This is a genomic window from Ruegeria sp. N7, assembly GCF_056531345.1.
The window spans coordinates 162,948-176,492 of sequence record NZ_JBQFLR010000006.1 but is presented as its reverse complement, the minus strand read 5'-3'; the positions used below and the strand labels follow the sequence as shown (position 1 = coordinate 176,492).

Sequence of the window (13,545 nt, the reverse complement as noted above, 5' to 3'; positions counted from 1 at the left end):
TCTACCAAAGCATCGAAAAACAAATGGGACGAGAAAAACTCAACCAACTCCTCGACCTGCTCGAAGAACTACAAGCCGTCAAAGTCTGACCCCGCCTTGTAACGGCGAGGTCAGGGAAGATTTTAAAGGCTCGCCAAACCGGTATCCAGCGCCGACAGGATCTTGGACACATCGTCAGCCGTGATGATCAGTGGTGGCGACAGAATAATGTTGTTACCCGACACCCGGACCATGACACCGTCATCATATGCAACCTTCTGCACCTGCAACGGAAGATGCTTGGCAATCGGTGCTTTGGTGCTGCGATCCGAGACCAGTTCCAGCGCACACATCAGGCCCTCACCGCCGCGCACGTCGCCGACCACGTCGTACTTGTCGGCCAGCCTTTTCAGGCCGGTAAACAGTTCATCCCCACGAGCGGCGGCGTTCTCCCACACCCGCAGGCGGTTAATTTCCGCAAGTGCTGCCAAGGCTGCTGCCGCTCCGACCGGATGGCCGGAATAGGTGTAGCCCTGATCGACGGACGCTTTGCCAGTGGTGTCGCGTTCGAACACTTCGGCAACTTGACCGGAAATCATCGCAGCGCCGAATGGGAAATACCCGTTCGTAATAGCCTTGGCCGTCGTCATAATGTCAGGCTGCACACCCCAGTGCCGGGCTCCGCTTTCGCTGCCGGTGCGGCCAAAGGCTGTGATAATTTCATCCGAGATCAACAGAACGCCGTGTTTCGAGCAGACCTCGCGCACCAACGGCATGAAGCTCTCGTGCGGTGGAATTACACCACCAGCACCCAAAACAGGTTCCATGATGAACGCTGCAACAGTATTTGCGCCCTGGAACGCAATCTCAGCTTCCAATGCTTTGACGCAAAGCTGTGCCAAACGCTCGGGATCGGTCTCGTCGAAGGGATTGCGATAAGTCCATGGTGCCGGGATGTGGAAACATCCAGGCATCATCGGTTCGTAGGCAGCACGGAACTTCTGGTTGCCGTTGACCGACGCTGCAGCGAAATGGGTCCCGTGGTACCCCTGTTTCAAGCTTATGAATTTGGTGCGCCCGTCCTCGCCGCGTACCTTGTGGTACTGTCGTGCCAATTTCAGTGCGATTTCAACCGAATCGGAGCCGCCCGAAGTAAAGAACGCGCGGGTCAATCCATCTGGCTCGAAGAACCGGGCCAGCTCGTATGACAATTCGATCGCCTTGTCGTTGCTGGTGCCACGGAAAGTTGAATAATAGGGCAAAGCGTTCAGCTGGTCGGCAATCGCCTGCTTCACTGGCTCGCAGGAATAACCCAGATTGACGTTCCACAACCCTCCCACGGCGTCGATGGCCTTGTGGCCGTCCACATCGATGATCCTAACCCCTTCGCCGCCGACCAAAATGGTTGGTAGGTTCTTTTGGCTGTCGGCAGGGTGCGCCATCGGGTGCCAAAAATAGCGGGCGTTGTTTTCCTTCAGGAAGTTGGAATCCTTCATTTCAAAATTCTCCGGGAATTTCGTCCGACCGAACACTCGGTCGAAACTCAGTTGGAAAGTTTGCAGGAGCCTGGCCACCAAAGATTGCCGTAAGCTCTTGCGAAACTTGTTTCAGGGTATTCAGTAGGGGCGGCTGCCGGTCGCCTGCGGTTCTGATTTCAGGAACCGCGAATGAAACCGTCCCAAGCGCCAGTTGATCAATTCCGAAAACCGGGGCTGCAAAGCCATGAACACCGGTTTCGAAACTTCCGTTACTATAGGACCAACCGGTTTCCTTTACTTCGACGAGACGTTCTTGAATGAGTTCAAGGTTCGTTAGCGTAGAGGCAGTAATACGGGGCAAGTCGCGATTTTTGAGGCCTTCCAAAAGTGCAGGAGGGCCAAAACAAAGCATGCACAACCCTGAGGCTGTGGCGTTGAGCGGAAGGACTTCCGTGGGGTCTAGGCTAACTCGAACGCTGTGCTGAGTTGTCTCGACCACTAGCGCCGTTTGAAGAACATCATTTTCCAGAAGAGAAAGGTGCAGGCTTTCTCCTGCTTGTTGCATCGCGGCCTGCATTTTGAGGCGCGCTGCTTTGAGGCCGGGATTTGCAATCTCGCGTAACGCGGCAAGACGCAGTGCCGCCGGGCCAATCATAAAGGATTTTGTTCCCTGATTCTGCTCGATCAATCCGAACTCTTCCAGTTCACGCAGATGCCGAAGAACAGTCGCCTTATTGACACCAGATAGCCGAGCCATCTGGGTCAGCCCGATTTCGGGCCGTGCATTGGAGAATAACTCCAACAATCTCAAAGCATTAAGAGCAGTTCCCATAAGTTACTCCTCCTCCTTAAGAGAATACTTGACACAATGTAATTAACAACGCAACAATAAACATGACTTATCGGTTCATTATTTGAACCATCAATGGGAGGAGTCTATGAAGAAAATTCTTACCGCTGCCGTAATGGCGGTCTCTGCATCAGCTGCTTTCGCTGAGTATCCAGAGAAACCTGTATCCTTCGTCGTTCCGTGGCCTCCGGGCGATCTGGAGGATGTATTGACACGTCTGATCGCAGATGAATTTCAGGAAATGTACGGCGTACCAGCAGCAGTCGTGAACAAGCCTGGCGGTGGTGGTGGTCCGTTCCCTGGTGCTGTCGAAGTCGCCACTGCTCCGGGCGATGGCTATACGGTCGGCTCTTTTGTAATAGGCGTGCCGGTGATTGGCCCCGAGATTGGCATTCCAGAGCTGAACCCCAACCCATTTGACCCAATTGGCATCTTCCTGACCTATCCGTTCGTGATAGCGTCCAGCAAAGACGCACCCTTCTCATCTTGGGAGGAGTTGGTGGAACATGGCAAAGATAACGATGTTGCACTGGGGCATTTCGGCTCTGTCCTGCCCCCCACCCAGGTGACATTCGCAGCTGCTGTCAGCAGCGGGTTTGATTTCGCCAGTGAAGCCGCATTTGATGCTCTGGACTGCAACACCCTGACTTCAGGCGACGTGGACGTGATCAACACGACACTTCAACTTATACTACCCTGCTTAGATCAGGTGAATGTTCTGGCCAGCATCGGCGGTGAGCGGATTCCCCTGGTCCCTGACACTCCGACTGTTGTCGAGCTAAATCCTGACCTGCCTTTGGCACTATGGAACGGTCTGTTCGTTCACAAAGACACCCCGGCAGAGGCGCGCGAGAAGATCGCGGCAGCCGCTCAAAAGGCTCTGAGCTCCGACAAAGCCAAGCAGCTTGCCGAGGAAACAGGTGCACTGATCTACTGGCAGGACCCGGACGCCTCCAACGCGCAGATTGAAAAAGACAAAGCCTCTTTCGCCAAAATCGAAGAGATTCTGGGCGAATAACTCAAGATTGGCCCGGCAGGATTCAAACTGCCGGGCCTATTTTAATCGGTGGGGAGGTAGAGATGATCGCGAAAACCTTACAGGACATGTTCAAACGATATCGCCGTCCTGGCGATGTAGTTTTTGCGTTCGTGTTCCTTGCGTTTGCTGTCTTTTTGTTAATGCAGCTGGACGAGCAGACACAAATCGTCAAGCGAACCAAGTGGTTTGCGCAACCCAGTCTTTGGCCAATGATAGCCCTCTGGGCCATGGTGATTTTCGGATTTCTGCACTGGCTCAGTTCAGCAATGTCACAGCGGCGTCACGGACGGTGGACCGAAGTGGCATTCTGGTTGAGGTCGTTTGAATATGTTTTCTACTTCCTCGTTTACGTAAAAGCTGTTCCCTTGCTTGGGTATCTTCCCGCGACGGTAATATTTGCCGTGTTTTTGGCAATTCGCACCGGGTTTCGCGATGCTAAGGGTATCGGTTGTGCCGCATTGTTCGGCGTTTGTGTCACGGTCATCTTCAGGGCTTTCTTGCAGGTGAAAATCCCGGCCGGCGCTCTCTATGAGTATTTACCCGACACGGTTCGCGCGTTTGCGCTGACGTATCTTTGAGGTTTCGCTGATGGATGCCCTATTATCAGGTTTTTCGATACTTGCGCAGTGGCCGGTAATCGTTGCGCTTTTGATCGGGTCAATCGGAGGCGTGATTATTGGCGCTCTGCCAGGGGTGGGAGCGCCGGTGGCAATTGCCATTCTGTTACCCGCCACTTTCGCGTTTGAACCCATCGTTGGCCTGACCCTGCTGCTAGGCATCTATGGGTCCTCGATGTATGGCGGTGCAATCCCTGCCGTCCTGATCAATACACCGGGCACTGCAGTCAATGCCTTGACCACCTATGACGGCTATCCAATGACGAAGCGCGGCCAGGGTCATCGGGCGTTGTCACTGGCCTATTCTGCGTCATTTTTCGGAGGCATCTTTTCGATAATTTGCCTTATGCTCCTGTCGCCGGTCCTAGCACTCGTTGCCCCGCATTTTGGCAGCCGTGAGATTTTCCTAGCCGCGTTGCTTGGCATCATATTGGTAATCCTCGCTCATCGCGGCCAGATTTTTGCGGCGGGCATGCTGGCGGCATTTGGTCTGTTCTTGAACACTGTCGGGCTGGAGCCGGTCAAATACACCCGTCGTTTCACGTTCGAGCAAAGCTGGCTGGCTTCAGGGGTAGACCTGATTGTTGTTGTGCTGGGGCTGTTCGCAATCAGTCAGGCATTGCTTCTGTTGCTGGAAAAAAACCATGCACCGGGTGAAGCACATGTTGGCGGAAGCATCTTTGCGGGATTAAAAGAGCTGCTTGGTCTCAAGCGTATTGCAACCGTGTCATCCAGCATCGGCGTTTTCATGGGGATGGTGCCGGGCACCGGCGAGTTCACCTCGCAATTCCTATCGTACACATACGCCCAAAAAACCTCTAAAAATCCAGAAGCCTTTGGCGATGGTTCGCCCGAAGGGCTGGTGGCTTCTGAATCCGCAAACAATGCTGTTCCCGGAGCGGCGATGATCCCGCTGCTGGCGCTGGGCATTCCCGGCGAGGCACTGACGGCAATGATGTTGTCAGTCTTTTACGTGCACAATGTGATACCCGGGCCGCAGCTGTTCGAAAACCAGATGGATTTCGTCATGGCCCTCTATATGGCGTTGATCCTGCTGAACGTGATCGTTCTGGTGTTTTTGCTGTTCTCGACCAACTTGCTTCTGAAGATCATTCAGATTCCAACTCGTTTTCTGGGCATCATGATCCTGATCCTAGCATTTGTTGGTGTATACAGCCTGCGCAACTCGATCACCGACTGTGCATTGGCCGCGGCATTTGGAGTTTTCGGTCTGATCCTCAAACGGCTGGACTTGCCGATTGTTCCGATCATCCTCGGCATGGTTCTGGGCGGCATTATGGAGGTCAAGCTCCGCAGCGCCATGGCTCGGGTTAATTCACCGCTGGATTTTGTTGATAGACCGATTGCCGCCATCTTGTTCGGTATGATTGTTCTGATCCTCATTCTGCACTTTCGGGCTCTGTACTTCGAGTTCAGAAATAAGCTGCGACCAGAACCAAACGCCGAACCCGTCGATGCAGATCACCCAAATCAACAAGGTTGAGAATATCCATGGATCAGTCCCTAATCGACGCGCTGCGAATGCAGCAAGTCGCCCCGCGCGGCCATTTCATTAACGGCAATTTCACTGGCGGTGAAACGGGTGCACAGGTTGAAGTGTTGTCCCCCATCGACGGCCGACCTCTGACTAGGATCGCCGATGGCAGCGCGGCGGACATTGAAGCTGCCGTCCTGGCCGCTCGGGTTGCTTTCGAGGACGGGCGATGGTCCGAAATGGCACCGTCAGGACGCAAGAAAGTGTTGCTGAAGCTGGCGGATCTGATCGAAGAGCGTGCGCTGGACATCTCTGTTCTGGGGGTGCGCGACAACGGCACCGAGATCAGCATGGCCTATAAAGCCGAGGCGCTTTCGGCGGCGGCGACATTTCGGTACTATGCCGAAGCAATCGACAAGATTTATGGCCAGATCGCGCCAACCAGTCACGATATTCTTGGCCTGGTACACCATGCCCCGGTCGGCGTGGTGGGTGCAATCGTACCGTGGAATTTTCCGCTGATGATCGGCAGCTGGAAAATTGCTCCGGCCCTTGCGGCAGGCAATTCCGTAGTATTGAAACCCGCAGAAAGCGCTTCGCTCAGCCTTTTGAAGATTGCTGAACTGGCTGCTGAAGCCGGGGTTCCGGATGGCGTGTTCAACGTCGTGACAGGGCGCGGCTCGGTTGTGGGCGAGGCACTGGCACTGTCGATGGATGTGGACATTATGGTGTTCACTGGGTCAGGTGCGACGGGTCGTCGGTTGCTGGAGTATTCAGCTCGTTCCAATCTGAAGCGCTGCTACCTTGAGTTGGGCGGCAAGTCCGCCAACATCGTCTTCAACGACGCCCCGGATCTGGCCGAGGCCGCCAAAGTGTCCGCGGCAGGTATCTTCCGCAACTCCGGTCAAGTCTGCGTTGCTGGCTCTCGCCTTCTTGTTCAGGAAGATATCTACCAGGATTTCGTGGCCGAAGTCTCGCGCCATGCTGAAAACTTTCGCGTCGGCGATCCGCTGGACCTGAACAGCCAGATTGGTGCCGTTCACAGCCTGCCGGAACTTGAGGCCAATCTGGATTTTGTTGCCAAAGCCGAGGCGGAAGGGGCAGAGCGGCGCACCGGTGGTAATCGCATCCTGATGGAGAGTGGCGGCTATTATATGTCTCCGACCGTAATGGCCGGGGTAAAAGAGACGGACCACTTGTTTCAGAACGAAGTCTTTGGCCCCGTTCTGGCGGTGACCCCCTTCAAAAACGAAGAAGACGCGATCCGGTTGGCGAACGCCACCGTGTATGGCCTGGCTGGCGGTGTCTGGACATCTAACCTTGGCCGCGCCCACCGTATGGTGGCTGGTATCCGCACAGGCGTCGTGCATGTGAACACCTATGGCGGTGCTGATCTGACCGTACCGCTTGGAGGAGTGCGCCAGTCCGGCAATGGGCACGACAAGTCTTTGCACGCGCTTGAGAAATACTTCGACCTGAAAACGGCCTGGATCAAGCTCTGAATGGCGGCGGAACGAAGGAGGAGCTTATGACTATGAAAACGATCCTGCTGATCGGCACCTATGACACGAAAGAAGCCGAGATGCGTTTCATTGAAAACGCAATTCGCGCACAGGGCGCTGATGTACTGACAATGGATGTCTCAGTGCTGGGTGATCCCAAGACGCCAACCGACATCTCCAAGCACGACGTCGCTTCTGCCGGTGGCATGACCATTGATGAAGTCATCGCACAGGGGGATGAAAATAAAGCTTTTCGGGTAATGTCCGAGGGTGCCGCAAAAGTGGTTGCCCAGGCCTATGCCGATGGCCGCTTTGACGGGATGCTGGCCACCGGCGGTACCATGGGCACCGATCTGGCACTGGACTGTGCACAAGCGCTGCCGATGGGTGTGCCAAAATACATTGTGTCTACGGTCAGCTTTTCTCCTCTGATCCCTCCGCATCGTCTGGCGCCGGATATTCAGATGATCCTGTGGGCCGGCGGGCTCTATGGTATGAATTCGATTTGCCAGTCTTCACTCAGCCAGGCAGCCGGGGCAGTTGTTGGCGCGACCAAGGCCGCTATTGCACCGGACCGCAGCAAGCCATTGATTGGAATGACCAGTCTTGGCTCGTCTTGTCTGCGCTACATGAAAACGTTGAAACCGGCGTTGGAGGAACGCGGTTTTGAGGTGGCGGTTTTCCACTCTACCGGCATGGGTGGCATGGCATTTGAAAAGCTGGCTGGCGAGGGCGCATTTGCCTGCGTGATGGATTTCTGCATGCAGGAATTCGGAAATTTTATGGCGGGCTCTGTCGTGTCCAGCGGCGAGGAGCGTGTAACCAGTGCAGGTCGCGTAGGCACACCGCAGATGATCGCGCCCGGAGCGTTGGACCTGTTGGATTTCGCGGGCTGGCAGGACATCCCCGACCAATATTCTGATCGTCCGTTTCACGTGCATAACCGACTGATCAAGAGTTCCGTCTTCAATGGGGATGAACGCCGCGCTTGGATCCGTGAACTGGCCAACCGAATGGAGGCCGCAACGGGACCTGTCCACTTTTTCCTGCCTGTTCAGGGGGTTGAAGCATGGGACAAAGAAGGCGAGGCGGCGCATGACCCTGAAGCACTGGCAGATATGGTGGATGAGGCACGCAAGGTTATACCGGGTCGTGTGCCGATGACGGAACTTGACGCTCATATCAACGACCACACGTTCAGCGAAGCGGTCCTCGTGCAATTTGATGCCTGGGTCGAGCAGGGTGTGATCAGCAAAAATCGCTGACCTTCGTCATTCCAACAGATGCATTTTGCCTTCGGACGCCGTGGCGCCGCCTCGAGGGATACCTGCGAAAGTTGCATACCATAACAGGAAAAAGATCAGCTTATTGCCGACAAGACAGAGCTGCTTGGACCCAATGTATCATCCCTCTAAGGCGACCCGGTCCATTTTGTTAGGGGTGAAGGAGTATCCTGCCAGGTATCGCGACACTGGGGAAATCAAAGACGAATGGCCATCCGGTGGATGGTGTTGTTACACGAGCAGAATTCTTTGTTACTTTTCTTAAGTGCTATCGCTATTTCAATACGTTTAATAGCAACCCCGTTTTCTGTGCTGCAGCGATGGCGGTATTGGAAGAGATCAAAGACAGCAATTGCTGGAGAGCGCGAAAAATGTGGGATTGCATGCTCGCAAATGAATGGAAGCGCTGGCTCAGAAACGTGCCGTTATTGGAAACGCACGCGGATTCAGTCTGATCTTCGGTGCAGAAATTGCTTTAGACCGCGACGGCAAGGAACAAGGATATCGGCTTTGGCATATCTGGACGAGTAATACGAGAAAAGCGATCATTCTGATGAACACGTGTCCGGTTTGATTGGACCAGACAGTGACTATCGGAGCGAAAAGCTCGAGTTGATCGTGTCACTATGAACTGTTGGGCACTATCTATGGGCTACGGTACAAAAAACGGTAACGTCCCTAGTACCTTTACACCCGCACAACACCAAAAGGACACGCGTAAGCAGAATAGCAAAGCCAAATTGATATGCCGGAAAACAGAGCGTCACATACATCCTTCAGACACTTCACTCTTCGGTAAGGTGTTTCCTGACAGTTGGATCAATCTTGGTACTATGGGTTGAGTAGATACCACAGGCGGCAATGGCCTCACGCGCGGTTACCCGCTCGTGCAGGCGCTTCCAGATTGTTTTGGCGGCGTAGGGATGCGGGTAAGGGCGCCAAGCAACACCCATCGTCATTCCCCGCAGATACTTTAGTTGCTGGCGGTGCGCTGAATATAAGATGGTATTGGCAACGCTGCCTTCGCGCATCAACTCATGTTCGGTTATAAATATCCTGTTTCCCCGCATTGTAACCAAACCAACGTAACGGGAAATCTGGTGCATGCTTTTGTCTTGTGATGTGGCAATTTCGCGGGACCGGATTGTGAAAAGCCCATCAACTTCCTGAATACGGATTAACGAACAAAATATCTTCCCTTCCCAGGAAGGCGTGCAGAAAAACGAGTGATAGAAACCAACATAGCGCCTGAGGTTTTTGTGTTGGCCCCGAAACGGATCCAGAAACGCGTCTGCGGGGGTTTTTCCGGTTATTGGTAAGACGTCCTTTAGCATTTGCTCAAAGCGAGCAGTTTCAGCGAACAGTTCGGCTTCTGTCAGGCCGAAATGGCGCGCGATCCGACGCATGTTGTGGGCCGAAGGCAGGCTGGAGCCATTCAGGTACCGATTGAATTGCTGCCGGTTGACGCCAATATCCCGACAAATCTTTGAAATATTGCCGTGTTCTGCGCATAGCGACTTCAGGTTGGCAGAAAAATACTGGGGCATGGGAAAACCTTTCGCGATTTGACGCTATTTCGCTGCAAATAGCATCACTTCGCATAAAGTTGCACAATTTGTTTTTTCTGCAAATCGTTTTCTTCTTCGGCATCAGCTCGCAAAAAACAAGCTCTCGGATGCCAGTTAAAACCGTCGAAAACACATGGATCACACTCTCCGACGGGCGGAGGCTTGCTGCTCGACTCTGGTTACCCGAAACCGGTCCAGCTCCGGCCATTCTGGAATACCTGCCTTACCGCAAACGCGACGGCACAGCGCCCAGGGATGAAACAACACATAAGGTATTTGCCGAGGCTGACTATGCCTGCGTTCGGGTCGATATAGCGGGTACGGGCGACAGCGAAGGGCAATTCGACGATGAATACTCGGAACAGGAACTGAGTGATGGTGAAGAAGTCATCGCATGGATCGCAGCGCAGGATTGGTGCGACGGTCACGTTGGGATGATCGGAATATCTTGGGGTGGGTTTAATGGTTTGCAACTGGCTTTCCGGCGACCGCCTGCGTTGAAGGCTGTCGTCAGCGTCGCCTCGACCGTGGATCGCTATGCAGATGACATCCATTTCATGGGTGGTTGCCTGCTGAGCGACAACATGAACTGGGGTAGTCAGATGTTCGCTTATCTGACCAGGCCCGCAGATCCGGCCTTACGCGCAGACTGGCGAGAGGACTGGCTGACGCGGCTGCAAAACGTTCCATTTTCAGCCGCCGATTGGCTGCGTCATCAGACACGGGACACATACTGGAAGCACGGCTCGGTTTGCGAAGATTGGTCTGCCATCCAAACCCCGGTTTTGGCCATAACCGGCTGGGCAGATGCGTATGTAAATGCCCCGCCTGCTTTGGCAGCCAACCTGACATCGCCCACCAAGGCCGTCATCGGGCCATGGGAGCATCGATACGCGCATATCTCGAAAATTGATCCTGCGGATTTCCATTCCGAAGTCATCGGCTGGTTTGATCGCTGGTTGAAAGAACAGGAAAACGGTGCCGAAGATTTGCCTGCGTACCGGACATACATGCAGGAGCATTTCAACCCGACACCGAAAAACAGCCCTCGGCAAGGTCGCTGGATAGCTGAAGGTCGCTGGCCATCGCTGCACGTACATGAACAGATCTGGCATCTGGCACCGGGCAAATTTTCCCCTAGCCCAGCCCAAGGTTCCGCAGCCATTTCGTCGCCCTGCCATTTAGGCATGCAAAGCGGGTATTTTTGTGCAGGTATGCGGATCGATAACGAGCTGCCCGACGACCAGGCAAGCGACGATGCATTGTCGCTGTGCTTTGACAGCGCGCCATTGCGTGCGCCGCTGGAATTGTTGGGGCGCGCAAGACTGAAGTTTCGGTTTTCAGTAGACAAGCCTGTCGCTCAGCTTATTGCGCGCCTATGCGATGTATCGCCCGAGGGTATTTCACAGCGCATCAGCTACCGGTCGTTGAACTTATGCCATTTCCGCGATCACGAGACACCTGAATTCTTACAACCCGGCGAGGAATATGAGGCCGAGATTGCCCTAAACGAATGTGCGCATCGACTGCGTGAGGGTCATGTGTTGCGGCTGGCCCTGTCGACGTCCTACTGGCCGATCATCTGGCCATCGCCAAACCAGGCACAGGTGACATTGCATTTGCAGGATTGCGCCCTGCATTTGCCAGTGCGCGAAGTATCGCGTGAAATCCAAGCTTCCGAACCCGGTCCGGCGCCGAAGTTTCCGGTTCTTGCAGCCGATCAATTGCGGACACCTGCGTCGCATTCCGAACGTAAAGAAACAGAAGACGGCCGGATCGTGCTTGAGACGTTTGACGACTATGGTAAATCACGCGATCCCTATCACGGCCTGATTGTCGGCAGTGATGTGCGCATGCATTACGGCATTCACCCGGATGACCCAGCCACTGCTCGGTTTGAAACGGCCTGGAAATTCACATTCGAACGGGCGGAGTGGCAGGTCGCCATCTCGACCGAGTGCCGCATGAGTTGCGACACGCAGAATTTCTACCTCTACCGCAAACTTCGCGCCACCGAAGGTGCCGATGAAACCGAAGTCCTGACAAAGGAATGGTCGGAAACCATTCCACGCGGATTTCTCTGACTTAATCCTAGGGAGGATACTATGAAGATAGAATGGACAAAGGCCAATGTTGGTCGTCGCGGGTTCCTGAAAGGCGCAACCGCGCTTGGAGCGACCTCGGCGCTTCCGATGGGGTGGGCAAATCGCGTATTTGCAGCAGACGACGGTGTTCTGCGGGTACGGGCCTATGGCGATGCACAGAATATGGATCCGGCCCACTCGGTTGGTGTCGTGGAAGAAGAGGTACATGCCTCGATCTACAACAAGCTGATCCAGTATAAGCCAGGCGAGGAATGGGGCTGGCAGCTCGACGCGGCAACGATGATCGAGCAGGTTGACCCCACCCATATCAAGTTTGCATTGCGTGACGATATCGGCTTCACCAACGGCTTTGGCGCCATGACCGCCGAGGACGTCAAGTTCAGCATGGAACGGATCGTGGATGACGCGACCGACAGCCCAAACAAACCCGACCTGGGACCGTTCAGCCATGTTGAAGTGACCGGTGAACGCGAAGGGACGATTGTGTTGAACAAACCCTTCGCACCGATTTGGTCAATTGCCCTGCCTTACATCACCGGAAACATTGTTTCGAAAGCAGCGGTCGAAGCAGCCGGTGGCCGGATCGGTGCTGATCCGGTGGCAGAGTCCGGCCCATATCTGCGGGACAGCTGGTCGCCCAAGGAAAAAACGGTTCTTAAGCGCAACCCCGACTGGAAGGGCGATGCTCCGACATGGGACACAATCGAGATCTATCCGATCGACGACGAAAACACCGCCGAGATCGCGTTTGAAGCGGGCGAACTGGACGTAACTCGCGTGTCGCTGGGTTCAGTCGAACGTTATCGCGCTGGTGTTCCCAATGGAGGATCGCTGGTTGAGAAACCCTCGCTTTACTATGTCTGGATGGGAATGAATGTTGAACATCCAAAGCTGCAAAATCAGAAGCTGCGACAGGCGATTCAACATGCCATAGATGTCCCCAGCATTCTGGAGGCTGCCTATTTTGGTGCAGCCGAACCGGCAACCGGGATCATTGCTCCGGGTTTGGCTGGGCATCGGCCGTCTTCGCTGGTGCCACCTGAGGCAAATTTCGAAAAAGCGGCGCAACTGCTTGCGGAATCGGGTGAAACCAACGTCACTCTGACCCTCGACACGCTAAACAAGACAACGTTCACGACAACTGCACAGATCATTCAGGCGACGCTGGCGCAAATCGGTATCACAGTTGAGGTGAATGTTCTGGAATCCGGTGCGTTCTGGGCGTCTGGCGACAACGAAAACCTGCAACTTGTTCTGAACCGCTATTCGATGACGCCGGACCCGTATTATGCGACGTCGTGGTTTACGCCCGAGCAAATTGGCAAGTGGAATTGGGAACGCTTTAACAGCGCAGAGTTCAACGAAATCCACGAAGCTGCGGCTGGGGAAACAGATATCGCAAAGCGGGCTGAAATGTACCAGCGTGCGCAGGACTTGATGGAAGAAAGCGGTGCCTATCGCTTCATCACACACGAGGCAACACCGGTCATTCACAGCGCAGGTGTCATTCCTGCATTGCGCCCGGATGGGCTGTCGCTGCTGCGTTACTTTGGCAAGTCGACCTGACCTCCCCAGGTCGACAGGGAGCGGCGGGCGCTGACACTCGCCGCTCCATAACCAACGCCATCC

At 54.5% G+C, this 13,545-nt stretch carries 11 protein-coding genes; 8 read left to right on the top strand and 3 right to left on the bottom strand.

All coding sequences use genetic code 11. The annotated features are described in order from the left end of the window. Positions 1-122 precede the first annotated feature (122 nt). Both ACR0ES_RS10155 and ACR0ES_RS10150 read right to left on the bottom strand, forming a co-directional pair. The gene (locus tag ACR0ES_RS10155; RefSeq protein WP_480773698.1) at positions 123-1,475 is read right to left on the bottom strand and encodes an aminotransferase class III-fold pyridoxal phosphate-dependent enzyme; all 1,353 of its coding nucleotides are present in this window, start codon (positions 1,473-1,475) and stop codon (positions 123-125) included. Position 1,476: 1 nt separating this feature from the next. After that, a complete protein-coding gene (locus ACR0ES_RS10150; RefSeq protein ID WP_480484910.1) occupies positions 1,477-2,289 on the bottom strand; it encodes an IclR family transcriptional regulator in 813 nt (270 codons plus the stop codon). A gap of 106 nt (positions 2,290-2,395) precedes the next feature. Between ACR0ES_RS10150 and ACR0ES_RS10145 the strand changes: the two genes are divergently transcribed. From ACR0ES_RS10145 to ACR0ES_RS10120, 6 genes are all read left to right on the top strand, one after another. Next, positions 2,396-3,325 carry a tripartite tricarboxylate transporter substrate binding protein gene (locus ACR0ES_RS10145; RefSeq protein ID WP_480589103.1) on the top strand — a complete coding sequence of 310 codons (930 nt, stop codon included), beginning with the start codon at positions 2,396-2,398 and terminating at the stop codon, positions 3,323-3,325. A gap of 62 nt (positions 3,326-3,387) precedes the next feature. Beyond that, positions 3,388-3,924 (top strand): tripartite tricarboxylate transporter TctB family protein, encoded by a 537-nt coding sequence (locus ACR0ES_RS10140; RefSeq protein WP_480484908.1) that lies wholly within the window; start codon positions 3,388-3,390, stop codon positions 3,922-3,924. A 10-nt stretch (positions 3,925-3,934) separates the two neighbouring features. Beyond that, positions 3,935-5,467, top strand: coding sequence for a tripartite tricarboxylate transporter permease (locus ACR0ES_RS10135; RefSeq protein ID WP_480547582.1), 1,533 nt, complete (start codon positions 3,935-3,937; stop codon positions 5,465-5,467). A gap of 8 nt (positions 5,468-5,475) precedes the next feature. Continuing rightward, on the top strand, positions 5,476-6,960 hold the full coding sequence (locus ACR0ES_RS10130; RefSeq protein WP_480616908.1) for an aldehyde dehydrogenase: 1,485 nt from the start codon (positions 5,476-5,478) through the stop codon (positions 6,958-6,960). A gap of 26 nt (positions 6,961-6,986) precedes the next feature. After that, complete coding sequence (locus ACR0ES_RS10125; protein ID WP_480773694.1) at positions 6,987-8,225, top strand: Tm-1-like ATP-binding domain-containing protein; 1,239 nt, start codon at positions 6,987-6,989, stop codon at positions 8,223-8,225. A 185-nt stretch (positions 8,226-8,410) separates the two neighbouring features. Continuing rightward, a complete protein-coding gene (locus ACR0ES_RS10120) occupies positions 8,411-8,698 on the top strand; it encodes an aminotransferase class III-fold pyridoxal phosphate-dependent enzyme (protein WP_480870539.1) in 288 nt (95 codons plus the stop codon). Between the two features lie 330 nt (positions 8,699-9,028). On the opposite strand, the gene ACR0ES_RS10115 is transcribed toward ACR0ES_RS10120, so the two are convergent. Then, entirely contained in the window at positions 9,029-9,790 is a 762-nt protein-coding gene (locus ACR0ES_RS10115) for a helix-turn-helix transcriptional regulator (protein ID WP_480773692.1), read from the bottom strand. A 128-nt stretch (positions 9,791-9,918) separates the two neighbouring features. Between ACR0ES_RS10115 and ACR0ES_RS10110 the strand changes: the two genes are divergently transcribed. Together ACR0ES_RS10110 and ACR0ES_RS10105 are read left to right on the top strand one after the other, a co-directional pair. Then, on the top strand, positions 9,919-11,895 hold the full coding sequence (locus tag ACR0ES_RS10110; protein WP_480870531.1) for a CocE/NonD family hydrolase: 1,977 nt from the start codon (positions 9,919-9,921) through the stop codon (positions 11,893-11,895). A gap of 21 nt (positions 11,896-11,916) precedes the next feature. Beyond that, positions 11,917-13,482 carry an ABC transporter substrate-binding protein gene (locus ACR0ES_RS10105; RefSeq protein ID WP_480616916.1) on the top strand — a complete coding sequence of 522 codons (1,566 nt, stop codon included), beginning with the start codon at positions 11,917-11,919 and terminating at the stop codon, positions 13,480-13,482. The last annotated feature ends 63 nt before the right edge of the window (positions 13,483-13,545 follow it).